The sequence below is a fragment of the Streptomyces sp. CB01635 genome (genome assembly GCF_002803065.1).
Taxonomy (GTDB): domain Bacteria; phylum Actinomycetota; class Actinomycetes; order Streptomycetales; family Streptomycetaceae; genus Streptomyces.
Genome location: NZ_NNBL01000004.1, coordinates 278,218 through 303,131, shown reverse-complemented (window position 1 = coordinate 303,131; position 24,914 = coordinate 278,218). Strand labels below are relative to the sequence as shown.

General features: G+C 71.5%; 19 protein-coding genes. 7 read left to right on the top strand and 12 right to left on the bottom strand.

Annotated elements, in window-relative coordinates; genetic code table 11:
• Positions 1–114 precede the first annotated feature (114 nt).
• Positions 115–978: an ABC transporter permease gene (locus tag CG723_RS16360; protein WP_100594131.1), complete on the bottom strand. Its 864-nt coding sequence runs from the start codon at positions 976–978 to the stop codon at positions 115–117.
• Positions 975–3,755 (bottom strand): alpha/beta fold hydrolase, encoded by a 2,781-nt coding sequence (locus CG723_RS16355; protein ID WP_100594130.1) that lies wholly within the window; start codon positions 3,753–3,755, stop codon positions 975–977. Before CG723_RS16355 ends, CG723_RS16360 begins: the two co-directional genes overlap by 4 nt.
• 317 nt (positions 3,756–4,072) lie before the next feature.
• Between CG723_RS16355 and CG723_RS49230 the strand changes: the two genes are divergently transcribed.
• On the top strand, positions 4,073–4,309 hold the full coding sequence (locus CG723_RS49230) for a GNAT family N-acetyltransferase (protein WP_351257123.1): 237 nt from the start codon (positions 4,073–4,075) through the stop codon (positions 4,307–4,309).
• A 3-nt stretch (positions 4,310–4,312) separates the two neighbouring features.
• Here CG723_RS49230 and CG723_RS16345 read toward each other — a convergent pair whose 3' ends face one another.
• The 6 genes from CG723_RS16345 to iolC form a co-directional block, all read right to left on the bottom strand.
• Positions 4,313–5,731, bottom strand: a complete 1,419-nt coding sequence (locus CG723_RS16345) for an APC family permease (RefSeq protein ID WP_100594129.1) — start codon at positions 5,729–5,731, stop codon at positions 4,313–4,315.
• Positions 5,732–6,214: 483 nt separating this feature from the next.
• On the bottom strand, positions 6,215–7,726 hold the full coding sequence (gene mmsA, locus CG723_RS16340; protein ID WP_100594128.1) for a CoA-acylating methylmalonate-semialdehyde dehydrogenase: 1,512 nt from the start codon (positions 7,724–7,726) through the stop codon (positions 6,215–6,217).
• A 42-nt stretch (positions 7,727–7,768) separates the two neighbouring features.
• Positions 7,769–9,637, bottom strand: coding sequence for a 3D-(3,5/4)-trihydroxycyclohexane-1,2-dione acylhydrolase (decyclizing) (gene iolD / locus CG723_RS16335; RefSeq protein WP_100594127.1), 1,869 nt, complete (start codon positions 9,635–9,637; stop codon positions 7,769–7,771).
• The gene (iolB, locus tag CG723_RS16330) at positions 9,634–10,443 is read right to left on the bottom strand and encodes a 5-deoxy-glucuronate isomerase (protein ID WP_100594319.1); all 810 of its coding nucleotides are present in this window, start codon (positions 10,441–10,443) and stop codon (positions 9,634–9,636) included. Before iolB ends, iolD begins: the two co-directional genes overlap by 4 nt.
• A gap of 30 nt (positions 10,444–10,473) precedes the next feature.
• Positions 10,474–11,427 carry a Cgl0159 family (beta/alpha)8-fold protein gene (locus tag CG723_RS16325; protein ID WP_234374334.1) on the bottom strand — a complete coding sequence of 318 codons (954 nt, stop codon included), beginning with the start codon at positions 11,425–11,427 and terminating at the stop codon, positions 10,474–10,476.
• Positions 11,424–12,407, bottom strand: a complete 984-nt coding sequence (gene iolC, locus CG723_RS16320) for a 5-dehydro-2-deoxygluconokinase (RefSeq protein WP_100594126.1) — start codon at positions 12,405–12,407, stop codon at positions 11,424–11,426. The genes CG723_RS16325 and iolC overlap by 4 nt, the downstream gene beginning before the upstream one ends.
• Positions 12,408–12,549: 142 nt before the next feature.
• On the opposite strand from iolC, the gene CG723_RS16315 reads away from it, so the two are divergent.
• The 3 genes from CG723_RS16315 to CG723_RS16305 all read left to right on the top strand — a co-directional run bounded on the left by CG723_RS16315 (position 12,550) and on the right by CG723_RS16305 (position 14,605).
• Positions 12,550–13,452 (top strand): sugar phosphate isomerase/epimerase family protein, encoded by a 903-nt coding sequence (locus tag CG723_RS16315; RefSeq protein ID WP_100594125.1) that lies wholly within the window; start codon positions 12,550–12,552, stop codon positions 13,450–13,452.
• 262 nt (positions 13,453–13,714) lie between these two features.
• Positions 13,715–13,912 (top strand): helix-turn-helix transcriptional regulator, encoded by a 198-nt coding sequence (locus CG723_RS16310; protein WP_100594124.1) that lies wholly within the window; start codon positions 13,715–13,717, stop codon positions 13,910–13,912.
• A 111-nt stretch (positions 13,913–14,023) separates the two neighbouring features.
• On the top strand, positions 14,024–14,605 hold the full coding sequence (locus CG723_RS16305; RefSeq protein WP_100594123.1) for a GNAT family N-acetyltransferase: 582 nt from the start codon (positions 14,024–14,026) through the stop codon (positions 14,603–14,605).
• A gap of 16 nt (positions 14,606–14,621) precedes the next feature.
• On the opposite strand, the gene CG723_RS16300 is transcribed toward CG723_RS16305, so the two are convergent.
• Positions 14,622–15,656, bottom strand: coding sequence for a zinc-dependent alcohol dehydrogenase family protein (locus CG723_RS16300; RefSeq protein ID WP_100594122.1), 1,035 nt, complete (start codon positions 15,654–15,656; stop codon positions 14,622–14,624).
• 158 nt (positions 15,657–15,814) lie between these two features.
• Here CG723_RS16300 and CG723_RS16295 point away from each other — a divergent pair, with 158 nt between their 5' ends.
• From CG723_RS16295 to CG723_RS16285, 3 genes are all read left to right on the top strand, one after another.
• Complete coding sequence (locus tag CG723_RS16295; protein WP_100594121.1) at positions 15,815–16,765, top strand: PrsW family intramembrane metalloprotease; 951 nt, start codon at positions 15,815–15,817, stop codon at positions 16,763–16,765.
• Positions 16,766–16,881: 116 nt separating this feature from the next.
• Positions 16,882–17,199 carry a heavy-metal-associated domain-containing protein gene (locus tag CG723_RS16290; protein WP_100594120.1) on the top strand — a complete coding sequence of 106 codons (318 nt, stop codon included), beginning with the start codon at positions 16,882–16,884 and terminating at the stop codon, positions 17,197–17,199.
• 91 nt (positions 17,200–17,290) lie between these two features.
• Positions 17,291–19,651 carry a heavy metal translocating P-type ATPase gene (locus CG723_RS16285; protein ID WP_100594119.1) on the top strand — a complete coding sequence of 787 codons (2,361 nt, stop codon included), beginning with the start codon at positions 17,291–17,293 and terminating at the stop codon, positions 19,649–19,651.
• Between the two features lie 673 nt (positions 19,652–20,324).
• On the opposite strand, the gene CG723_RS16280 is transcribed toward CG723_RS16285, so the two are convergent.
• The 3 genes from CG723_RS16280 to CG723_RS16270 form a co-directional block, all read right to left on the bottom strand.
• The gene (locus CG723_RS16280) at positions 20,325–21,614 is read right to left on the bottom strand and encodes a citrate synthase (RefSeq protein WP_100594118.1); all 1,290 of its coding nucleotides are present in this window, start codon (positions 21,612–21,614) and stop codon (positions 20,325–20,327) included.
• Between the two features lie 134 nt (positions 21,615–21,748).
• Complete coding sequence (gene recD2, locus CG723_RS16275; RefSeq protein WP_234374333.1) at positions 21,749–24,052, bottom strand: SF1B family DNA helicase RecD2; 2,304 nt, start codon at positions 24,050–24,052, stop codon at positions 21,749–21,751.
• A gap of 55 nt (positions 24,053–24,107) precedes the next feature.
• Entirely contained in the window at positions 24,108–24,692 is a 585-nt protein-coding gene (locus CG723_RS16270; protein ID WP_100594117.1) for a hypothetical protein, read from the bottom strand.
• Positions 24,693–24,914 lie beyond the last annotated feature (222 nt).

The following is a 24,914-nucleotide window of genomic DNA, read 5'->3' as shown; positions in this document are numbered from 1 at the left end:
CTTGTGAATGTGACGTCCGAGACGGCCGGAACGAGCAGTCGGAGGCGTTGCGGATGAATCTCGATGCGGCTACGGAGGGGGCCCACCGAGGCCGGAAGGTGATCCTCCGGAGACCTACGAGACGATGTCCTTGCGGCGAAATCCCCGGAAGGCCAGGGCGAACAGGATGACGGCGTACGTTACCGAGACGGCCGTCCCCTGGATCATGCCGCCCCACTCCGGACGCGGCTGGATGGCGTCCGCCCACGCGAACTGCCAGTGCGCGGGCAGGAAGTCGCGCCAGTCGCCGAGTGCCGTCACCGCGTCGAGGACATTACCCACGATGGTGAGCCCGACCGCGCCGCCGACCGCGCCGAGCGGCGCGTCCGTCTTCGTCGACAGCCAGAACGCGAGCCCCGCGGTGACCAGTTGGGACACGAAGATGTACGCGATCACGACGAGCAGCCGCTGCGCCGCCGTGCCCGCGGGGAGCGCGCCGCCGGTCGGGATCTCCAGCGGGCCCCAGCCGTACGCGGCCGTGCCGACCGCGAGGGCGACGACGGGGAGCAGGACCATCGCGGCGAGGCTGAGGGCGAGCGCGACGGTGAGCTTGCTCCACAGGAGGCGGGCACGGGGCACGGGCGCCGCGAGGAGGTAGCGCAGGCTGGACCAGCCGGCCTCGGAGGCGACCGTGTCCCCGCAGAACAGGGCCACGGGGATCACCAGCAGGAATCCGGCCGAGACGAACAGGCACGTCGCGGCGAAGTTCGCGCCGGACGCGGTGGCCGTGTCCATCAGCGTCACCCGGCCGTTGCGCGAGCCCGGGTCGCCGCCGATGGCGAACGCGACGACCAGGACGAACGGCAGCAGGGCGAGGACGGCGCCCATGACGAGCGTGCGGCGCCGCTTCAGCTGGCGTACGGCCTCGACCCGCAGGGGCAGGGTGCGGCGCGCGCGGTATCCGGGCGCCACCTCGGTGGACTCGACGAGCGCGGTCATCCGGCTTCGCCTCCGATCAGGGTCAGGAACGCGTCTTCGAGACGGCGGTGCGGGCCGAGGGACGCGACCGGCACGTCCAGACGGACCAGCTCGGCGAGGAGTCTGGCGGCGGCCGCCTCCCGGCCGGCGGAGGGTGGCACGAGGGCCGGGGACTGTGCCGGACCGTCGGGCGTCGCCGTCGCGGTCGCGGTCGCCGTGGCAGCCGCCGGAACCGTCGCCGGGACGCCCGCGTGCGCGGGAGCCGCGAGCCGTACCAGGAGTCCGCCGTCCGCGCGGGCCGCCGACTCCACGTCGGGCAGCGCCCCCACCTTCTCCACCAGCGCGTCGGAGATGTCCGCCGCGAGGCCGACCAGGAGGGTGTCTCCGGCGCCGATGATGTCGGCGACCGGGCCCGCCTGCACCAGGCGCCCGCGGTCCATCACGACCAGGTGCGTACAGGTCTGCTCGACCTCGGCGAGGAGATGGCTGGAGACGATGACGGTGCGGCCCGCTGCCGCGTACCGGATCATCACCTCGCGCATCTCGCGGATCTGGGGCGGGTCGAGGCCGTTCGTCGGCTCGTCGAGGATCAGGAGGTCGGGCAGGCCCAGCATGGCCTGCGCGATGGCGAGCCGCTGGCGCATGCCCTGCGAGTAGGTGCGCACGGCGCGGGCGAGGGCGTCGCCGAGCCCGGCGATCTCCAGCGCCTCGTCCAGGTGGGCGTCCTCGGCGGGGCGGCCCGTGGCTGCCCAGTACAGCTCCAGGTTCTCGCGGCCGGACAAGTGCGGCAGGAAGCCCGCGCCCTCGACGAACGCGCCGACGCGCGACAGGACCGGCGCACCCGGCCTGATGGCGTGCCCGAAGACGCGGATCTCGCCGCCGTCGGGCCCGATGAGGCCCATGAGCATGCGCAGGGTCGTGGTCTTGCCCGCGCCGTTCGGCCCGAGGAGGCCGAGGACCTGGCCCTTCTCCACGCGGAAGGACAGGTCACGGACCGCGTACCGGTCGGCGGACTTCGCGTACTTCTTGCTCAGGTCGGTGATCTGGAGCGGGACTTCGGCGAGATCCGGGTCGGGGGCTCCCGCGCTCGCGCGGCGGCGGCCGGTGAGCAGCAGGGCCAGCGCCACCAGGACGCCGGCGAGCGGCAGCCACCACACCCAGGCGGGCAGCGGCGATGCCGCCGTGCGCACGGCGGGTGCGGTGGGCACGGACAGGTCGCTCTTGAGGGAGACGGTGTACGTGGCGGGGTGCGTCGGGGACGCGTAGCCGAGGTCCGTGGAGGACAGGACGAGGCGCAGCCGGTGGCCCTTCTGCACTTCGTGGTCGATGGCGGGGAGCGTGAGGGTGACGTCCTTGCCGCCGCCGGCTCCGGAGCCCACCACCCTCATGGGTGCGGCGAGTTGGGAGGGCAGCACGGGCTGTGACCCGCCGCCCGGCCCGACGTCGTACACCTTGCCGAACAGGACCGCGTCGTCGCTGTCGGAGGCGACGTGCACCGTCACCTTCGGGGACCCGGTGACGCGCAGGTCGTCGCGCAGGGGCGCCGAGTCGAAGCGGGCGAACTGCCCGGGGAAGTCGAGGGAGAGGCCGACGCCCAGGGAGGACAGCTGGCCGAGTCCACCGCCGCCACCGCCACCGAGCCCCGGCAGGTTCGAGATGGCGGGCGGGCTCGCGCCGGCGGGACTGGTGACCCGCTGCTCGCGCCCGGTCAGGGGCACGCGCCGGGGGTCGTTCTCCAAACCGGGGTACGTGTCGCCGCTCGCGCCGCGCAGCTGGGCGGCGCCGTCGGTGGAGTCGATGCCTCCCGTGCGGGTGACGCGGAAGGCGGGGCCGGTGTCGGCGCCCTTGTCGTCCTTCAGATAGCGGTCGAACCAGGAGTCGACACGGGCTTCGACGCGCCCGGTCTCTCGGTCTCCGCCGTCGTGCCCGCCCGCGATCCAGTCGACGTCGACGGGCGCGCCGTTGGCCCGGATCGCCTTGGCGGCGGCGTCGGCCTGGCCGAGCGGGAACAGGGAGTCGGTCTGGCCCTGCATCAGGAGCGTGGGCACCTTGATGCGCTTGCCGACCGCGACCGGCGAGCGCTCTTCGAGGAGTGCGCGGGCCGCGGCGTCCGGCTTCCCGGCCTCGGCGACCCGCTCGTACATGCGGCACAGCTGCGGCTCGAACCGGTCGCAGCCACCGCCGGTGTTGATGAAGAGCCCGGCCCAGAGCTTCTTGTAGACGCCCTGGGGGAACAGCGCGTCGGCGAGGTTCCAGTACGTGATCTGCGGGGCGATGGCGTCGACCCGGTCGTCGTACCCGGCGGCGAGGAGCGAGACCGCTCCGCCGTACGAGGCGCCGGTGACGCCGACGCGCGGGTCGCCCTTCTTGTCGAGCTGGACCTCGGGCCGCTTCGCCAGCCAGTCGATGAGCTTGGACGCGTCGGCGACCTCGCCCTTCGGGTCGTTGAGCCCGATCTTGCCGGTGGAGCGGCCGAAGCCGCGCGCCGACCAGGTCAGCACGGCGTATCCGTCGCGGGCGAGGCCCTCGGCCTGGGCGCGCAGCTCGTCCTTGCTGCCGCCGAAGCCGTGGGCGAGCAGGACGGCGGGGCGGCGCTCGGAGCCGGGCGTCGTGAAGTACGACGTGTCGATCCTGGCTCCTCCCGTGTCCATCACCGTGTCGCGGCGCTGCACGGGGGGCGCGTCGTCCGAGGCGGCCGCGGCCGTCCACGTACCGGCGCCCGCGAGCACCACGACGGCCGCGGCGGTGGCCGCCCACCGCCGCGGCCTGGCCCGCGGACCGGTCAGTCGTAGATCCATGCGTCAACGGTACGGGCGACCGCCGACAACGGGGGCAGCCCCCGGGCTGAACCGCCGGACCTCCCTGGGGAGTAGGGTCCCGCCCCCGCGTACACCGCTCGTGGTACGAAGCGTCATGCAGAAATCCGGCATCCGCCGTGCGCGCACCGTCGACGAACTGACCGCCGCCGGGCCCCTGTTCGACGGGCCCGCCCTTCCCGAGTCGTCGGCCCGCTTCCTTCGGACCCCGGGCCACCATCTGTTCCTGGCCTACGAGGACGACGCGCCCGTGGGCTTCGTCAGCGGGGTCGAGACGATTCACGGACAAGGGGGTGGAGATGTTCCTGTACGAGCTGTCGGTGGCCGAGGCGTACCGGCGCCGCGGCATCGGCCGCTCCCTGGTCGAGGCGCTGGCGGCGCTGCCGGGGAGCGGGGCTGTTACGGGATGTGGGTCGGCGTGGACACGGACAACGCGCCCGCGCTCGCGACGTATCGCGGCGCGGGCGGCCGGGACGGCGGTGGGTGCGCCGTCGTCGAGTGGTCGTTCGTCTGAGCGCCGCCCAGGGCGGGGGTGACGCTCAGGCCTGCGCGTCCTCGGGGATCGACACCAGCCAGCGGGTGTCCTTGCGCGGCCGCAGGTAGAGCGCCCAGTAGAGGGTGGCGACGGCGGTGATGCCGCCGGTCCACAGCAGGTAGGAGACCTCCTGCTGGCTGAGGATGTAGGCGAGTACGGCGATCAGGACCACCGGCACCGCGGGCCACAGCGGCATGCGCCAGGCCGGCTGGTCGCGGTGGGAGCCGCGGCGGGCGAGCAGGGCGGCGACGGCCACCAGGAGGTACATGCCGGTGACGGAGACGCCGGTCACGCCGTACAGGGTGTCGAGGTTGACGAAGCACAGGGCCGCGCCGGGCACGCCCACGACGAGGGTCGCGACCCACGGGGAGCCGAAGCGGCCGAGCTTGGAGAGCGCGTTGTTGACCGGCTCGGGCCAGGACTTGTCACGGGCGGAGGCGAACAGGACGCGGGAGTTCTGGATGACCATGACGATGCCCGCGTTGATGATCGCGAGGGCGACGCAGAGGCTGACGAACGTGCCGACGGCGGAGTTGGACCAGGCCTCGACCATGCCGCTGATGTCGCCGCTGGTGAGGGCGGCGAGGTCGGGGGCGCCCATGGTGATGGCGACGACCGGCACCAGGATGACCACGGTGGAGATGGCGAGGGTCAGGAGTACCGTGCGGGCCACGTTGCGGCGCGGGTTCTCCAGTTCCTCGGAGAGGTAGACCGCGGTCGAGAAGCCCTGCGTGATGAAGAGGGCGATGGCGAGCCCGGAGATGATCAGCATCGCGGTGACCGTGTCGGTGTGGCCGCCCGCCCCGGTGACGTGCAGGTCGACGAGGGATCCGGCGCCGCGCTCGGAGTGCGAGAAGCCGAGGACGGCGACGACTCCGGCGGCGATGACCTCGAGGACGAGGAAGATGCCGGTGATCCAGGCGTTGGCGCGCAGGTCGAGCAGGCCCGCGAGGGTGGCGAGGAGCATGACGCCCGCTCCGGCGCCGGCGGCGGGCAGGTGCACGAGCGGGGCGAGGTAGTCCGCGGTGCCCATCGCGATGACGGGCGGCACGATCATGACCACGAGCAGCGAGAGCACGAAGACGAGCCAGCCGGCGAGGCGGCCCGCGAGCGTCGACACCATGGCGTACTCGCCGCCCGCGCTGGGGATGAGAGTGCCCAGCTCCGAGTAGCAGAACGCGACGGCTATGCAGAGCAGCGAGCCGATCCCGATGGTGAGCGCGGTGGCGGTGCCGAGCGAGGAGAACAGGTCGGGGACGACCACGAAGAGCGTGGAGGCGGGCGTCACGCACGAGAGCGTGAGCAGGGTGCCGCCGACGACGCCGATGGAACGCTTGAGCTTCTGGGGACTGGCCGTGTTGCCGAGGGGCGCGAGGGGCTCCTCGGTGACGGTCGAGGGGCTGGTGCGAAGCGTGTCGGACATGGGGGAGCGGTTCCGATCGACTCGTGGTGCAGATGTTTCCGATACTCGGGCCGGGAGCGCTATCGCCTCCGAAGGGCTGTCGCGATGGGGGGTTGTTCGTCCGCTCCCGGCGCGTCATTGCACCGTGCGAAATCCGGAACGTCAACGGCCGTTTAGCTGCGGATTCCGCACCGGGCCCTTGATCCAACTACGGCCACTTCCAAGCCGGTTCGACGCAACAGATGAATTCCATCAGGTCGCCCGGATTAATGACCTTGCTTTCCCAGGTGAACGGGTCGTGTCGACTGGGACACCCGATACATCCCCTACGTACGGGAACCGCAGCCCCCGCTCCGAAGTCCGTCCGAATCCGTCCGCACTCCGGACGCTCTCCCGGCGCCCCGGGCAGATGCGGAGGCGCATACAGAGGTGCACACAGAGGCCCGTACAGAGGTGCCCCGGCCGCGCTGCACAGCGGCCGGGGCACCTGGTGCTGCTGTGACCTCAGTGGTTGCGCGGGAAGCCCAGGTCCACGCCCGCAGGGGCGTCGGACGGGTCGGGCCAGCGCGTGGTGACGACCTTGCCGCGGGTGTAGAAGTGTGTGCCGTCGTTGCCGTAGATGTGGTGGTCGCCGAAGAGCGAGTCCTTCCAGCCACCGAAGGAGTGGTAGCCCACCGGAACCGGGATCGGCACGTTCACGCCGACCATGCCCGCCTCGATCTCCAGCTGGAAGCGACGGGCGGCGCCGCCGTCCCGGGTGAAGATCGCGGTGCCGTTGCCGAACGGCGAGGCGTTCATGAGCGCCACGCCCTCCTCGTACGTGTCGACGCGCAGCACGCACAGGACCGGGCCGAAGATCTCGTCCCGGTAGGCCTTGGCGGTCGTGGGGACGCGGTCGAGCAGGGAGAGGCCGATCCAGTGGCCGTTCTCGTGCCCCTCGACCGTGTAGCCAGTGCCGTCGAGGACGACCTCGCAGCCCTCGGCCGCGGCGCCGGTGACGTAGGACGCCACCTTGTCGCGGTGCGCGGCGGTGATGAGCGGGCCCATCTCCGAGGTCGGGTCGTTGCCGGGGCCGATCTTGATCTTCTCGGCGCGGTCCTTGATCTTCGCGACGAGCTCGTCGGCGACGGAGCTCACGGCCACGACGGCCGAGATGGCCATGCAGCGCTCGCCCGCGGAGCCGTACGCGGCGGAGACCGCGGCGTCGGCGGCGGCGTCCAGGTCGGCGTCGGGCAGGACCAGCATGTGGTTCTTGGCGCCGCCGAGCGCCTGTACGCGCTTGCCGTTGGCGGAGGCGGTGGTGTGGATGTGGCGGGCGATCGGGGTCGAGCCCACGAAGGACACGGCCGAGACGTCCGGGTGCTCCAGGAGGCGGTCCACGGCGACCTTGTCACCGTGCAGGACGTTGAAGACGCCGTCGGGCAGACCGGCCTCGGAGAGCAGCTCGGCGATCTTCATGGACGCCGACGGGTCCTTCTCCGACGGCTTCAGCACGAAGGTGTTGCCGCACGCGATGGCGAGCGGGAACATCCACATCGGCACCATGGCCGGGAAGTTGAACGGCGTGATGCCGGCGACGACGCCGAGCGGCTGGCGGATCGACGACACGTCGACGCGCGAGGCGACCTCGGTGGACAGCTCGCCCTTCAGCTGCACGGTGATGCCGCAGGCCAGGTCCACGATCTCCAGGCCGCGGGCGACCTCGCCGAGCGCGTCCGAGTGGACCTTGCCGTGCTCGGCGGTGATCAGCTCGGCGATCGCGTCGCGGTTGGCGTCGAGCAGCGCGCGGAACTTGAAGAGGATCGCGGTGCGCTTGGCGAGGGACGAGGTGCCCCACGTCGCGTACGCGGCCTTGGCCGAGGCGACCGCGGCGTCGACCTCGTCGACGTCGGCGAAGGCGACCTGCGTCGTGACAGCGCCGGTCGCGGGGTCGGTGACCGGGCCGAAATTGCCCGAGACACCCTCGACGGTCTTCCCGCCGATCCAGTGGTTGACGGTCTTGACGTCGGTCGTCATGAGGGCAAGCTCCTTTGGGGTCCTACGGGTGTTTCGGGTGTTTCACAGCCGGCGGCGCCGAGCGGTGACGTGCCGGTCGTACTCCTCGCGGGCCTTGACCGCCGACGGTCGCGTCGCTGTCTCGGCCACGGGCACATCCCACCACGCCTGCGCGGGGGGCGCGCCCGACACTGTGTCTGCCGTTTCGGTCTCCACGTAGACACATGTGGGACCGTCCGCCGCGCGCGCCGCCGCGAGGGCTTCCCGCAGATCACGGACGGTTTTCGCGCGCAGCACCGTCATGCCGAGGCTGGCCGCGTTGGCCGCGAGGTCGACGGGCAGCGGAGCGCCCGTGTACGTACCGTCGGCGGCCGGGAAACGGTAGCCCGTACCGAACCCCTCGCCGCCCACGGAGGCCGAGAGCCCGCCGATGGAGGCGTACCCGTGGTTCTGCAGGAGGACCACTTTGACCGGGATGCCCTCCTGGACGGCGGTGACGATCTCGGTCGGCATCATCAGATACGTGCCGTCGCCGACGAGCGCCCACACCGGGCGGCCCGGCGCGGCGAGCGCCACGCCGATCGCGGCCGGGATCTCGTAGCCCATGCAGGAGTAGCCGTACTCGACGTGGTACTGGTCGCGGGACCGGGCGCGCCACAGTTTGTGCAGGTCACCGGGGAGCGAACCGGCCGCGTTGATCAGGATGTCGTCCTCGGTGACGAGTTCGTCGAGCGCGCCGAGCACCTGCGGCTGGGTCGGGTGCACCAGGTCGTCGTCGGCCGTGAAACAGGCGTCGACGCGGTACTCCCAGCGCTCCTTGTCGTCGGTGTACTCCATGACGTACGAGGGTTCCGCGCGGTGGCCGCGGAGCCCGGCCGTGAGCTCCTCCAGGCCCGTGCGGGCGTCCGCGACCAGGGGCAGGCCCGCCATCTTGTGGCTGTCGAAGGCCGCGATGTTGAGGTTGAGGAAGCGCACGCTGCCGGAACCGAAGAGGGTGCCGGACGCGGTCGTGAAGTCGGTGTAGCGGGTGCCGACGCCGATGACGAGGTCGGCGGTGCGGGCGAGTTCGTTCGCGGTCGCGGTGCCGGTGTGGCCGATGCCGCCGACGTCCGACGGGTGGTCCCAGCGCAGGGAGCCCTTGCCGGCCTGGGTGGACGCGACGGGGACGCCGGTCGCGTCGGCGAACTCCTTCAGCGCCTCCTCGGCGCGGCTGTGGTGGACGCCGCCGCCCGCGACGAGCAGCGGCCTGCGCGCGCCGCGCACCGCGCGGACGGCCTCGTCCAGCTCGCGCGGGTCGGGCGCGGGCCTGCGCACGGCCCACACCCGCTCGTCGAAGAACGCGTCGGGCCAGTCGTACGCCTCGGCCTGCACGTCCTGCGGCAGGGCGAGGGTGACCGCGCCCGTGTCGACCGGGTCGGCGAGGACGCGCATCGCGGCGAGGGCCGCGGGGATCAGTGCCTCGGGCCGGGTGATCCGGTCGAAGTAGCGCGAGACGGGGCGCAGGCAGTCGTTGACGGACACGTCGCCCGCGTAAGGGACTTCGAGCTGCTGGAGGACGGGGTCCGCGGGCCGGGTCGCGAAGGTGTCGCCGGGCAGCAGCAGGACGGGCAGGTGGTTGATGGTGGCGAGCGCGGCGCCGGTGACGAGATTGGTGGCGCCGGGCCCGATCGACGTGGTCACGGCCTGCGCCGAGAGCCGGCCGCTCTGCCGGGCGAAGCCGACGGCCGCGTGCACCATGGCCTGTTCGTTGCGGCCCTGGTGGTAGGGCATGTCGTCGGCGTACTCCAGGAGGGCCTGGCCGATCCCGGCGACGTTCCCGTGCCCGAAAATGCCCCAGGTCGCGTCGATCAGGCGGCGCCGCTCGCCGTCGCGCTCGGTGTACTGCCGGGACAGGAACCGCACGAGCGCCTGTGCTGTGGTGAGCCGCGTCATCGGTATCCCTCCGTCAGGTGATCGGGGTGGAAGCAGATCCGCCACTCGCGTTCCTCGCCCGGTCCCGCCATCACGTTCAGGTAGTACATGGTGTGTCCCGGCTGCGCGATCGACGGACCGTGCCACCCGTCCGGGACGAGGACCGCGTCGCCCGTACGGACCTCGGCGAGCAGGTCGGTGCCGCCGGGCCTGGACGGCGAGACGCGCTGGTACCCGTACCCGCCGGGCCCCTCGATCTCGAAGTAGTAGATCTCCTCCAGCTCGGTCTCGACGCCCGGCCGGTGCTCGTCGTGCTTGTGGGGCGGGTACGAGGACCAGTTGCCGCCGGGCGTGACCACCTCTACGGCGATGAGCTGGTCGCACTCGAAGGCGTCGGCAGACGCGAAGTTGCGCACCTGGCGGGCGCTGGTGCCGGAGCCTCGGTGCTCGACGGGAACCTCCGGCGCGGGGCCGTAGCGGGCGGGGAGCTGACGCTCGCACTTCGCTCCTGCCAGGGCGAAGCGGCCTCCCGCGCCGGAGGCGATCTGCGCATGGGCGTCGCGGGGCACGTACGCGAAGTCGCTGACCCCGCCGAACACGCTCTCCCGGCCCAGCAGTTCGATGATCCGGCCTTCCGTGCGCACCGTGCAACCACCTGTCAGGGGCAGCACGATCCATTCACTCTCGCCGGTGTCCAGATCGTGCGTTTGTCCGGGCCCCAGTTCGATCACTCGCAGCCCCGCACGGGACCAGCCGGCCTGCTCGGGGCCGACGGCCAGGGCGTAGGGCCCGTCGGCGGCGCTCCCCCGGGGCAGGTACGGATTCATGGGATCCTTCGCGTTCGTCACCGTCCCCTCCTACAGCAGCGACGCGGCGGTGTCGACCGCGCCCGCCACATCGCCGTCGGCCGGGTAGAGCAGCGAGCGCCCCACCACCAGGCCCTGCACGGTGGGCAGTTGGAGCGCGTGCCGCCATTTCTCGTACGCCGCATCCTGGTCGTCCCCCACATCGCCGCCGAGCAGCACCGCGGGCAGCGTCGAGGTCTCCATGACGCGCGCCATGTCGTCGGGGTTGTCGGTGACGGGCACCTTGAGCCAGGTGTACGCGGAGCTGCCGCCGAGACCGGAGGCGATGGCGATGGACGTGGTGACGGCCTCCGCGCTCAGGTCGCTGCGCAGGATCCCGCGCGCAGGGTCGCGGTGGCACAGGAACGGCTCGACGAACACGGGCAGGCGAAGCTCCGCCATCTCGTCGACGGCGCGGGCCGCGGACTCCATGGTGCGCAGCGAGCCCGGGTCGTCGTAGTCGATACGAAGGAGCAGCTTGCCGGCGTCGAACCGCAGCCGGTGCAGGTCCGCGGGCCGGTGTCCGGTGAACCGGTCGTCGAGTTCGAAGGAGGCCCCGGCGAGCCCGCCGCGGTTCATCGAGCCGAGGACGACCTTGCCGTCGAGCGCGCCCAGCAGGAGCAGGTCGTCGAGGATGTCGGCGGTGGCGAGCACCCCGTCGACGCGGGGCCGCGACAGGGCGAGGCAGAGCCGTCCGAGGAGGTCGGCGCGGTCGGCCATGGCGAAGGGCCGCTCCCCCACGGCGAGGGCGCCGCGCGCGGGGTGGTCGGCGGCGACGATCAGGAGGCGCCCGGCGTCGTGCGTGATCAGCGGCCTGCGCGCCCGCCGCGCCGCCGCCTCGGCGACGGCCTCGGGATGGTGGGCCCGCAGCCGCACCAGCTTCAGGGGATCGACGCTCGCGCCCCGGCCGCTCCGCTCGGGAACGTGTCCCGGGCTGCTTCCGCCGACCTTGCCCGCCCGGCTCATCGGACCTCTCCCGCCGTGAGTGCGGCCTCTACCTCTTCGGGGGTCGGCATCGCCGACGAGCATTCGAGGCGGGACGCGACGATCGCGCCCGCCGCGTTCGCGTACCGCAGGACCTTCTCCAACTCCCAGCCGGCGAGCAGTCCGTGGCACAGGGCACCACCGAACGCGTCGCCCGCGCCCAGCCCGTTGAGGACGTCCACGGGCAGCGGCGGCACCTCCGCGCACTCGCCGTCCTCACTCATGGCGAGTACGCCCTTGGGCCCTTGCTTGACGACGGCGAGGCGCACCCCGGCGTCGAGCAGCGCCCGGGCCGCAGCGGCCGGTTCGCGCTCGCCGGTGGCGATCTCGACCTCGTCGACGTTGCCGACGGCGACGGTCGCGTGGCGCAGGGCCTCGGCGTAGTGAGGCCTCGCCTGTTCCGGGTCCTCCCAGGCCGTATCTCCCCAGAGCGCCGGCCGCCAGTCGAGGTCGAAGACGGTGATGCCCGCCTTCGCCCGGTGCGCCAGCGCGGCCAGAGTCGCCGAGCGGCTCGGCTCCTCGCTCAGCCCGGTCCCCGTCATCCAGAACACCCGGGCCGCCCTGAGGGCGTCCAGGTCGAGTTCGGCGGTGTGGATCTCCAGATCGGGCGCCTTGGGCAGGCGGTAGAAGTAGAGGGGGAAGTCGTCCGGCGGGAAGACCTCGCAGAACGTGACGGGCGTCGGCAGGCCCGGCACGGGGGTGACCCAGCGGTCGTCGACGCCGAACTCCCGCAGTTGGCGGTGCAGATACTCCCCGAAGGGGTCCGCCCCGGTGCGGGTGACCGTCGCCGTGCGGCACCCGAGCCGGGCCGCCGCCACCGCGACGTTCGACGAGGAGCCGCCCAGGAACTTGCCGAACGTGTCCACCTCCGCCAGCGGCACGCCCGTCCGCAACGGATAGAGGTCCACGCCGATCCGGCCCATCGTGATGAGGTCGTACGGCTCGCCGGGACTGGGCTGCATACGGATTCCCTTCGGCGGGGCGCGCGCCCCTTCGGCGGTCTCAGGCTCAGGTCTAGCCCTGCCACAAGACCCTGTCAACATTTTGTCCGGACATTCGGACCACGTCTTGACACTCGTCCGCGGCGCCCTGAAGGCTGGCTCCATGACGACGATGTCACCCCGTATCCGCATCGGCTCGGCACCCGACTCCTGGGGCGTGTGGTTCCCCGACGACCCCCGCCAAGTCCCCTGGCGGCGCTTTCTCGACGAGGTGGCCGAAGCGGGCTACGAGTGGATCGAGCTCGGCCCGTACGGCTATCTGCCCACGGACCCGGCCGTGCTCGCCGAGGAGACGGGACGGCGCGGCCTGAAGGTCTCTGCGGGCACCGTCTTCACGGGCCTGCACCGCGGCCCCGGCGTCTGGGACGCGACATGGGAGCACGTCTCGGCCATCGCCGACCTCACGCGCGCGACCGGCGCCGGGCATCTCGTCGTCATCCCCGCGTTCTGGCGCGACGACAAGACGGGCGAGGTCATCGAGGACTCCTCGCTCACCGCGGCGCAGTGGCGCGACCTGACCACGCAGACCGAGCGGCTCGCCCACGAGGTCCGCGAGCGGTACGGCCTGCGGACCGTCGTCCACCCGCACGCCGACACGCACATCGACTCCGAGGAGAACGTCACCCGCTTCCTCGACTCCACGGACCAGGACCTCGTCTCGCTCTGCCTCGACACGGGCCACTACGCGTACTGCGGGGGCGACAGCGTCAAGCTCATCGAGACGTACGGCGAGCGCATCGGCTACCTCCACCTCAAGCAGGTCGACCCGGCCGTGCTCGCCGAGGTCCGCGCGGGCGGGGTCCCGTTCGGGCCCGCCGTGGCGCGCGGCGTGATGTGCGAACCCCCGGCCGGGGAGCCCGCGTTGGAGCCCGTCATCGCGGCGGCCCAGCGTCTGGACGTCGATCTCTTCGCGATCGTCGAGCAGGACATGTACCCGTGCGAGCCGGACCGCCCGCTGCCCATCGCCCGCCGCACCAGGGGTTATCTGAGGTCGTGCGGGGTGTAGGGATTCCTCAGGGGGCCGATCACCCCCGCTGCACACCTGCCATGCGCCGCGAATGCGTCACTCGCGTCACAAACACCCCCTTCCTGTCACACATGTCCCGTATACGCGGGTCTTGCGTCACACCCCGTCGACAGCCCCTCGCCTCTGCTCTGGGCGGGTCGTTGTCCGGGCACAGGCTGACTGATCGCCAGCGTTTCGCGCCGCAGCTCCCCCGACGGCCACCCCGAGCCGCCGCTGCGGCACCCGCAGCAAGGAGCCACAGATGACCGACCGAAGGCTCTGGTCGTACAAGGACATCGCCGCGCACATCCGGGTCCAGCCGGACACCGTGCGCTCGTACCGCAAGCACGGTCTGCTGCCCCCGCCGGACCACGTGGAGGCGGGAAAGCCGTACTGGTACGTGGACACCGTCCGCGCCTGGGTCGCCTCCCGCCCCCGTAACCGCGGCCTCAATCAGTGACCACCGCACCGGCGCCGCCCCGCACGCATGCCACCGTGCGGGGCGGCGGCCGCGTTATTCGCCCGCGTTATTCGGTTGCCGCGCGCGGCCGGCGCTCCGGACAATCCCCGGATGACCCAAGAACCCCTGGCCGCCGGCTTCTCCGTCAAGCCGGTGCTGACCGGCGAGAAGACCGTCCTGCGGCCGTTCACCGCCGCGGACGCGGACGCGATGGCCGAGATCATCGACGACCCGGAGGTACGCCACTTCACCGGGGACCCGTCGAACGAGCTCACCCTGGACTTCCTGCGCACCTGGTACGGCTCACGCTCCGCGCAGCCCGACCGCCTCGACCTCGCGGTGACCGACCGCGCCACGGGCCGACTCGTCGGTGAGGTCGTCCTGTACGACTGGGACCCGGACCACCGCAGCTGCACGTTCCGCACGCTCGTCGGCCCCGCGGGCCGCGGCCGGGGCCTCGGCACCGAGGCGGTCCGCCTCATCGTGGGCCACGGCTTCGAGCGCCTGGGCCTGCACCGCATCGCCCTGGACCTCTTCAGCTACAACCACCGGGCCCGCCGCGTCTACGAGAAGGCGGGCTTCGTCGAGGAAGGCGTGGCCCGGCAGTCGGTACTGCGCGACGGACAGTGGTACGACTCGACGCTGATGTCGGTACTGGCCCCGGAGTGGGCGGAGCACGGCGGGCGGCCCTGACCAGGAGTCAGGGGGCTCAGGCCCACGGCTCGATGATCGTCACGCCCGCGCCGGGCGTCGTCCCCATCGCTTCGAGCGCCGCGGGTGCCGCGTCCAGGGTGATCGTGGAGGTGACCAGGAGGTCCGGGCGCAGCACCCCGGCGCGGACCATCTCCAGCATCTGCGGATAGGCGTGCGCGGCCATTCCGTGGCTGCCGAGGAGTTCGAGTTCGAGGCCGATCACCCGGCTCATGGGCACGATCGGGTCCTGCGGCAGCAGGCCGACCTGCACATGACGGCCCCGGCGCCGCAGGCCGCCCACCGAGGCGGCGCACGTGAGCGGTGAGCCGAGCGCGTCGAGCGACAGGTGCGCGCCGCCGCCGGTCAACTCCCGTACGGCGGCGGCCGCATCGGGCACCTCGGAGGCGTTCAGACAGTGGGCGGCGCCGAAGGTGCGGGCGAGGTCCAGTGCGGCGGGCGAGACGTCGACCGCGACGACCCGCGCCCCGCTCGCCGCCGCGATCATTACGGCGGACAGGCCGACGCCTCCGCACCCGTGCACGGCGACCCACTCACCGGCGGCCACCCGGCCCTGCGCGACGACGGCGCGGAAGGCGGTCGCGAAGCGGCAGCCGAGCCCTGCCGCCGTCGCGAACGACAGCTCGTCCGGCACGTCCACCAGGTTCACGGCGGCGTGGTCCAGGGCGACGTACTCGGCGAAGGAGCCCCAGTGCGTGAAGCCGGGCTGGGTCTGACGCTCGCACACCTGGTGGTCGCCGGCCGCGCAGGACGCGCAGGTGCCGCAGGCGCACACGAACGGGACGGTGACCCGGTCGCCCGGCCGCCGGTCCGGCACGTCGACGCCCACCGCCTCGATCACTCCGGCGAGTTCGTGCCCGGGGACGTGCGGCAGCCGGATGTCGGGGTCGTGGCCCATCCAGCCGTGCCAGTCGCTGCGGCACAGGCCCGTCGCCTCGACCCGTACGACGACGCCGTGCGGCGCGGGCACCGGATCGGGCACCTCCCGGACCTCGGCTCGCTCCCCGAACTTCTCGAACACCACAGCCCGCATCGCCCTCGCGCCTCACTTCCGACCAGCCGTCACCCGACCGGACGAACGTAGCCCCCGGCCCGGTCACCACGCCTGCGCCCCGCACCAACTCACGCTGCGGCAAAACGCACATCTACATAAACTCCGTCACAAATCTCCCCCACTCAGAGGGAATTGCCGTGACTCAAGCACAGCCGCCCGGCGCGCCCCGAGCCCGCATCCCCGGTCCCAAGCGGCCCCCGTCGTCCGTGCCGCAGATCCGGGCGGGCCTGTGGAAGCACTGGCTGTGGGGCGGACTCGCCCTGTGGACCCTGACCGCCGTCGTCACGTTCGCGACCAGGAACACGACGCTGCTGCCGACGCTGATCCTGCTCGGCAGCTTCCTCGCCCCGGGCACCTTCGTGCTGTGGGCGTACGAGCGCCACGCGCGCGACCTGGGCGTGAGCCTGATGCTCGGCTGCTTCGCCGCCGGCGGCGTCCTCGGGGTGCTCGGCGCCTCGGTCATGGAGTACCACCTGCTGCACCCCTCGCTGTGGATGTCCGTCGGGGTCGGCCTGACAGAGGAGGCGGTCAAGCTCGCCGCCCTGATGTACGTGCTGCGCACGCAGCCCCGGGTGCGCGGACTGCGGGCGGGGCTCGTCCTCGGCGCGTCCGTCGGGTTCGGCTTCGCGGCCTTCGAGAGCGCGGGCTACGCGTTCGACGCGGCCGTCGGCACGCAGGGCATCGACCTGCGCTCGCTCCTGGAGACGGAGGTGCTGCGCGGACTGCTCGCACCGTTCGGGCACGGCCTGTGGACGGCGATCTCCGGCGCCGTCCTGCTGGTCTTCCGCAGGCCGAACGGGCGCTATCGCTTCGCGGCGCCGGTGGTGCTCACGTATGTGGGCGTCTCCTTGCTGCACGCTCTGTGGGACTCCATGCACGGCATCGCGATCTGGACAGTCGCCCGGCTCACCGACACGGACCTGCCCCTCACGCTCTTCACCGAGGGCTACATCCCGCAGCCGACCGGCACCCAGAAGCACCTCTTCACGCTCTTCTCGGTGGGCGGCCTCGTGATCATCTCGCTCGCGGGAATCGCCTGGGTACGTTCGCTCGCCCACCGGGAGCCCCCTTGGAGAAATACCCCCTAGGGGTATACTCTCGTGAGAGTCAGGAGGCCCCGGGGACGCCCCGGCGCCTCACTCGCACGGTACGCCGCACGCCTGCGCAGACCGGGACGCACGCGGCCTTCGACAAGGAGAACGACATGAGCGCCCAGACCGAGCTCCCCCAGATCGGCACCGAGTCGACCGGTTCCTGCTGCTCGCCCAGCGGTTCGTGCCACTCGGACGCCGCCGGGAGCGCCGAGGGAGCCGTCACCACCGTGTACCAGGTGACCGGCATGACCTGTGGCCACTGCGAGGGCGCGGTGTCGAACGAGATCTCTGGGCTGGCGGGCGTCATGTCGGTGAAGGCCGCGGCCTCCACGGGACAGGTGACTGTCGTCTCCGCGGCGCCCCTCGACGAGGAGGAAGTCCGGGCCGCCGTCGACGAGGCGGGCTACGAGCTGGCCGGCCGGGCCTGAGACTTCAGGGAGCGCCGGGCCGCCCACCACGGCCCGGCGCCCGTGGTCGTACGCTCGGCGGTAGTCCCGTACGCCCCTGGAAAGAACCACGATGACCACGCCCACGGACACCACGGCCGGGCCGCTCTCCGAGGTGGAGCTCGCCGTCGGCGGGATGACCTGCGCCTCCTGCTCGGCCCGTATCGAGAAGAAGCTCAACCGCCTCGACGGCGTGACGGCGACGGTCAATCTCGCGACCGAGAAGGCGAGGGTCGCGTACGCGCCCGGGGTCGAGGTCGCCGACCTGGTCGCGACGGTGCGGAAGCTCGGGTACACGGCGGAGCCGGTGGTCCGGGAGGAGCCGGTCGTCCGTGAGGAGCCGGTTGTCCGTGAGGAGGCGGTAGAAGCCACCGCGGACGGTCATCCGGGCGGGGCCGGCGATGTGACCCCGGTCGAGGTCCGCACGGAAACCAGGAGCGGAACCGGCGCCGAACCCGACCCCACTGCCCCGTTGCGCCGGCGCCTCGTCGTCTGCGCGCTGCTCTCCCTGCCCGTCGTCCTGCTGGCGATGGTGCCCGCCCTCCAGTTCGACAACTGGCAGTGGCTCTCCCTCACTCTCGCCGCCCCGGTCGCCGTCTGGGGCGGGCTCCCCTTCCACCACGCCGCCTGGACCAACGCGCGGCACGGCGCGGCCACCATGGACACGCTCGTCTCCGTGGGGACGCTCGCCGCGTTCGGCTGGTCGCTGTGGGCTCTGTTCCTCGGCGACGCCGGGATGAGCGGGATGCGGCACGGATTCACGTTCGCCGTCGACCGCACCGACTCCTCCTCCACCATCTACCTCGAAGTCGCCGCGGGCGTCGTCACCCTGATCCTGCTCGGCCGCTATCTGGAGGCCCGCTCCAAGCGCCGCGCCGGCACCGCCCTGCGCGCCCTGCTCGAACTCGGCGCCAAGGACGTCGCCGTACTGGACGCCTCGGGCGCGGAAGTGCGCGTACCGGTCGGGCGGCTGAGGCCCGGCGACCGGTTCGTCGTGCGGCCCGGCGAGAAGATCGCGACCGACGGCACGGTCGTCGAGGGCACCTCAGCCGTCGACGCCGCCCTGCTCACCGGCGAGTCCGTGCCCATGGACGTGACCGTCGGGGACGCCGTGGCCGGCGCGACAGTGAACGCGGGCGGGCGGCTCGTCGTCGAGGCGACCCGCGTCGGCGCCGACACCCAGCTCGCCCGCATGGCGCGCCTCGTCGAGGACGCGCAGACCGGCAAGGCCGAGGTGCAGCGCCTCGCCGACCGGATCGCCGGCGTGTTCGTGCCGGTGGTGTTCGTCATCGCGCTCGGCACGTTCGCCGGGTGGCTGCTCGCCACCGGTGAGGTGACCGCCGCGTTCACCTCGGCCGTCGCCGTCCTGATCATCGCCTGCCCCTGCTCGCTCGGCCTCGCGACCCCGACCGCGCTCATGGTCGGCACCGGCCGTGGCGCCCAGCTCGGCATCCTCATCAAGGGGCCCGAGGTCCTGGAGAACACACGCCGCGTCGACACCGTCGTACTCGACAAGACCGGCACGGTGACGACCGGCCGGATGACGCTCCAGGACGCGTACACCGCCGAGGGCGTCGAGGAGAAAACGCTGCTGCGGCTGGCCGGGGCCGTGGAGCACGCCTCCGAGCACCCCGTCGCCCGTGCCGTCGCGGAAGGCGCCGCCGACCGGGCCGGAGCGCTGCCCGCCGTCAGCCGCTTCACCGCGCTCGCCGGGCTCGGCGTCCGCGGCGTGGTGGACCGGCACGACGTCCTCGTCGGCCGGGAGCGGCTCCTCGCCGAGCACGGGATCACCCTGCCGCCCGCCCTCGCCGCCGCCAAGACCGCCGCCGAGGCCGCGGGCCGTACCGCCGTCGCCGTCGCGTGGGACGGGGTGGCACGGGGTGTCATCACGGTCGCCGACACGGTCCGCCCGACGAGCGCCCGGGCCGTCGCGGAGCTGCGCGCGCTGGGCCTCACGCCGGTGCTCCTGACCGGCGACAACCGGATCGTCGCCGAGTCCGTGGCGCGGGCCGTCGGGATCGCCGAGGACGCCGTGTACGCGGAGGTCCTGCCGCAGGACAAGGTCGACGTGGTCCGGCGCCTGAAGGCCGAGGGGCGCACCGTCGCCATGGTCGGTGACGGCGTCAACGACGCCGCGGCGCTCGCCACCGCCGACCTGGGGCTCGCGATGGGCACCGGCACGGACGCCGCGATCGAGGCGGGCGACCTGACGCTGGTGCGCGCGGACCTGCGCGTGGCCGCCGACGCGATCCGGCTCTCCCGCCGCACCCTCGCGACCGTCAAGGGCAACCTCTTCTGGGCGTTCGGCTACAACGTGGCCGCGCTGCCGCTGGCCGCCGCGGGGTTCCTGAACCCGATGATCGCGGGCGCCGCGATGGCGTTCTCGTCGGTCTTCGTGGTGACGAACAGCCTCCGGCTGCGGACGTTTTCCTGAAGGTGAGGGCCCCTTTTTCTGGAAGGACTTCCCATCGCCCCTGCTCTGGCCCATCATCAAGGGGTCTTCACATTCGCCTCACATCACAACCGCAGCATTCTCACGTCCGAACCTCGATCTACATATGGGGTCTCTTGCGCACGATCAGGACATATGCAAGAGACGCAGATCACAGTGATCCGAACGTAACCATTTGAGGTTCTCGTGAGTCTAAGGAGGCGATGCAGGAACGTCTTGGGGGGCGTTTCTGTGTTGACCGGGGCCGTCTTGGGGGACGGACCCGACTGCGTTGGCCGGGACACGTGCCACGGAGAGCTTGAGCGGCCCTCCCGTGTACGCGTCCCGGCAGACCGCACCATAGACGCCCGGACGGATCCCGTGGGGGGAATCCGCACCGGGACAAAGGAAAGCGCCCCGACTGCCGGCCCGTGGGGGGACTGGCAGCGGGGCGCTTTCCGCTTTCTCTTTACTTCTGCTCCCGCTCTACGCGGGGTGCGCTGCATGCGGGGTGCGCTGCATGGTGTGCGGTCACGCAGCGCGGGCCGCGCAGACCCGGGGGCGCCCCCCGGACCCCTGGCCGAGGATCAGCGGGCCTCGACGGGGACGAAGTCACGCAGGACCTCGCCGGTGCTGTGCTGACCCGGGGAGCAACCCCCGGACCCCCGGCCGAGGATCAGCGGGCCTCGACGGGGACGAAGTCACGCAGGACCTCGCCGGTGTAGATCTGGCGCGGGCGGCCGATGCGCGATCCCGGCTCCTTGATCATCTCGTGCCACTGGGCGATCCAGCCCGGCAGTCGGCCGAGGGCGAACAGGACCGTGAACATCTCGGTCGGGAAGCCCATGGCCCGGTAGATGAGGCCCGTGTAGAAGTCGACGTTCGGGTAGAGGTTGCGCGAGACGAAGTACTCGTCGGAGAGCGCGTGCTCCTCCAGCTTGAGCGCGATGTCGAGCAGCTCGTCGGACTTGCCGAGGGCCGAGAGGACATCGTGCGCCGCGGCCTTGATGATCTTGGCGCGCGGGTCGAAGGACTTGTACACCCGGTGGCCGAAGCCCATCAGGCGGACGCCGTCCTCCTTGTTCTTCACCTTGCGGATGAAGGAGTCGACATCGCCGCCGTTGGCCTGGATGCCCTCGAGCATCTCCAGGACCGACTGGTTGGCGCCGCCGTGCAGCGGGCCCCACAGCGCGGAGATACCGGCGGAGATCGAGGCGAACATGTTCGCCTGCGAGGAGCCGACCAGACGCACGGTGGACGTCGAACAGTTCTGCTCGTGGTCCGCGTGCAGGATGAGCAGCTTCTCGAGCGCGGCGACGACGACCGGGTCGAGGTCGTACTCCTGCGCCGGCACCGAGAACGTCATGCGCAGGAAGTTCTCGACGTAGCCGAGGTCGTTGCGCGGGTAGACGAACGGGTGGCCGATCGACTTCTTGTACGCGTACGCCGCGATCGTCGGCAGCTTGGCGAGCAGCCGGATCGTCGACAGGTGGCGCTGCTGCTCGTCGAACGGGTTGTGGCTGTCCTGGTAGAACGTCGACAGCGCGCTGACCACGGAGGACAGCATCGCCATCGGGTGGGCGTCACGCGGGAAGCCGTCGAAGAACCGCTTGACGTCCTCGTGGAGCAGCGTGTGCCCGGTGATCTCGTTCTTGAAAGTGGAGAGCTCGTCGACGGTCGGGAGCTCGCCGTTGATCAGCAGGTAGGCCACCTCGGTGAAGGTGGAACGCTCGGCCAGCTGCTCGATCGGGTAGCCGCGGTACCGGAGGATGCCCTGCTCACCGTCGAGATAGGTGATCGCGGATTTATAGGCGGCGGTGTTGCCGTATCCGCTGTCGAGGGTCACCAGACCGGTCTGAGCCCGGAGCTTCCCGATGTCGAAGCCCTTGTCACCGACGGTGCTGTCGATCACCGGGTAGGTGTACTCGCCATCGCCGTACCGCAGTACTACAGAGTTGTCGCTCACGTCATCCCTCACCGACGTAGTGCCTCTTCTTCGAGGTGCCCTGACTGTTCTCTACCATCCCCCACTTGGCCCAGCAGAGTGCACTCGGGGTCGACCATTGGGCCTATTCGCGGCACTGAGTGCCGCCAACCTGCTCATCCTGCCCTCTTCGCCCCGCTTCCGGAAAGCCCGTGTGACGTTTCCGACTCATTTGATCGATCGAAAGTTACCAAACCGAAGGATGTGCCCCCGGAGAGCCGGAAACGGAGCGCCGTGCAACGCCTTCCCGCGGAGACCGTGCGCACCGCCTGGCCGAGCGCTTTGCGTGAACCGACGAGCACCACCAGCTTCTTGGCCCGAGTGACCGCCGTATAGAGGAGGTTCCTCTGCAGCATCATCCAGGCGCCGGTCGTGACCGGGATCACGACGCACGGGTACTCACTTCCCTGGGAGCGGTGGATCGTCACCGCATACGCGTGAGCCAGCTCGTCCAGCTCATCGAATTCGTATACGACTTCCTCGTCCTCGTCGGTGAGTACGGTCAGCCGCTGCTCGTCCGCGTCGAGGGAGGTGACGACGCCGACGGTGCCGTTGAAGACGCCGTTCGCCCCCTTCTCGTAGTTGTTTCTGATCTGGGTGACTTTGTCGCCCACACGGAAGACCCGGCCGCCGAAGCGCTTCTCGGGGAGGTCGGGGCGGGCGGGCGTGACAGCTTGCTGGAGTAGGCCGTTGAGGGTGCCGGCACCGGCCGGCCCGCGGTGCATCGGGGCGAGGACCTGGACGTCGCGCCGCGGGTCGAGGCCGAACTTGGCGGGGATGCGGCGGGCGGCGACATCGACGGTGAGCCGGCCCGCCTCCTCCGTGTCCTCCTCCGCGAACAGGAAGAAGTCCTTGAGTCCCTGGGTGAGCGGGTGCTGACCCGCGTTGATGCGGTGCGCGTTCGTGACGACGCCGGACTCCTGGGCCTGGCGGAAGATGCGGGTGAGGCGGACCGCGGGGACCGGGCTGCCGTCACCGAGCAGGTCGCGCAGCACTTCGCCCGCGCCGACGCTCGGCAACTGGTCGACGTCGCCCACGAAGAGCAGATGGGCGCCCGGTGGCACGGCCTTGACCAGCTTGTTGGCCAGCAGGAGGTCCAGCATCGACGCCTCGTCGATCACGACGAGGTCGGCGTCGAGCGGCCGGTCCCTGTCGTACGCCGCGTCACCGCCGGGCTTGAGTTCGAGCAGACGGTGCACCGTGGACGCCTCCGCGCCCGTCAGCTCGGCCAGGCGCTTGGCGGCGCGGCCCGTGGGGGCGGCCAGGACGACCTTCGCCCGCTTGGCGCGGGCCAGTTCGACGATCGAGCGGACCGTGAACGACTTGCCGCAGCCGGGCCCTCCGGTGAGGACGGCGACCTTCTGCGTCAGGGCGAGCTTCACCGCCTCCTCCTGCTCGGGCGCGAGCTCGGCCCCCGTACGCCCCGCGAGCCAGGTCAGGGCCTTGTCCCACGCGACGTCCCGGAACGCCGGCATCCGGTCCTCGTCGGTGCGCAGGAGGCGCAGCAGCTGGGCGGACAGGGAGAGTTCGGCGCGGTGGAAGGGGACGAGATAGACCGCGGTCACCAGCTCCTCCCCGCCTTTCGGGCCCGGCACCCGCTCCCGTACGACGCCCTCCTCCTCGCCCGCCAGCTCGCCCAGGCAGTCGATGACCAGGCCCGTGTCGACCTGGAGGAGCTTGACCGCGTCGGAGATCAGCTGCTCCTCCGGCAGGAAGCAGTGGCCCTGGTCGGTGGACTGCGAAAGGGCGTACTGCAGGCCCGCCTTGACGCGCTCGGGGCTGTCGTGCGGGATGCCGACGGACTGCGCGATGCGGTCGGCGGTGAGGAAGCCGATTCCCCAGACGTCAGAGGCGAGCCGGTAGGGCTGGTTCTTGACGACGGAGATCGACGCGTCGCCGTACTTCTTGTAGATGCGCACCGCGATCGACGTGGACACCTCCACGCTCTGGAGGAAGACCATCACTTCCTTGATGGCCTTCTGCTCCTCCCAGGCGTCGGCGATCTTCTTCGTGCGCTTGGGGCCGAGGCCCGGCACCTCGATCAGGCGGGCCGGGGCCTGCTCGATGATGTCGAGGGTGTCCAGGCCGAAGTGACGGGTGATCCGGTCGGCGAAGACGGGGCCGATGCCCTTGACCAGGCCGGAGCCGAGGTAACGGCGGATGCCCTGGATGGTGGCGGGCAGGACCGTCGTGTAGTTCTCCACGGTGAACTGCTTGCCGTACTGCGGGTGGGAGCCCCAGCGGCCCTCCATGCGCAGCGACTCGCCGGCCTGCGCGCCGAGCAGCGCGCCGACGACGGTGAGCAGATCGCCGCCACCGCGGCCGGTGTCCACGCGGGCGACCGTGTACCCGCTCTCCTCGTTGGCGTACGTGATCCGCTCGAGGACCCCCTCGAGCACCGCCATCCCCGGGTTCGGCATGAGGCGACCGTACCGGTGGGGTCGGACACCCGGGGAGCGGTGCCCCGATTACGGGCTACAGGCCGCCCATGGGTTCGATGTCCACCTTGATGGGCGTGCCCCAGACCCGCACCACCTCGTAGTCCGTGAAGGCGTGGACCAGGCGGTACGCCGAGGCCGCGCGGGGCTCCCTGCGCTGGGCCGCGAGAAAGTGCTCGGCCTCCCTGCGGTCGTGCCGCGGGGTGCCGCACAGCTGCCACACCTGGCCGTTCCACTTCTCGGGGAGCCAGCGCTGCTGGGGCTGCGGGCGGTCCTCCCGGATGCCGTACCGCGACATCGACGGGGCGTCCGCGGCCTCGCCCTGCCGGGGTCTGGCGGGGTACGCGCCGTTGATCTCGGAGCGGCGGGCGACGCGGCGGCGGGTCTCGCAGAGGAGGCACAGGTCCTGCGCGTTCTCGTCGACCGGGCCCGTCGGGTGCTCCGGGCAGCGGGTGGTGGGCGCGTCACCCGTGACGGAGTCCTCGACGAGGTCCAGCGCGCGCTTCACGTCCGCGCGCATCTCGTGCAGCTTGCTGTCGGGCGTGTCGGTGCTGAGGCCCTCGCCGTGCTCGCCGAGGAGGCGCAGGGCCCGGCCGAGCGCGGTGAGCTGTGCGTGGTTCACGGGCGTGTGCCCCTTCCGTGCGGGTTGCGTGACCGGCTTCCGCCAGCGTCTCACGCGCCACTGACACGCCCGTCCGGCAGCGGCCGCGACGGCGGCGCACATCACGATCCGGTCTCGACAAGCGGAACGGGGGTTGCCAAGAGCCCGTGTAATCGATTCCAATCCTCCGTGTAATCGATTCCATGACGGTGTCGGACCACGTCTCGGACCAGATGCCGACCC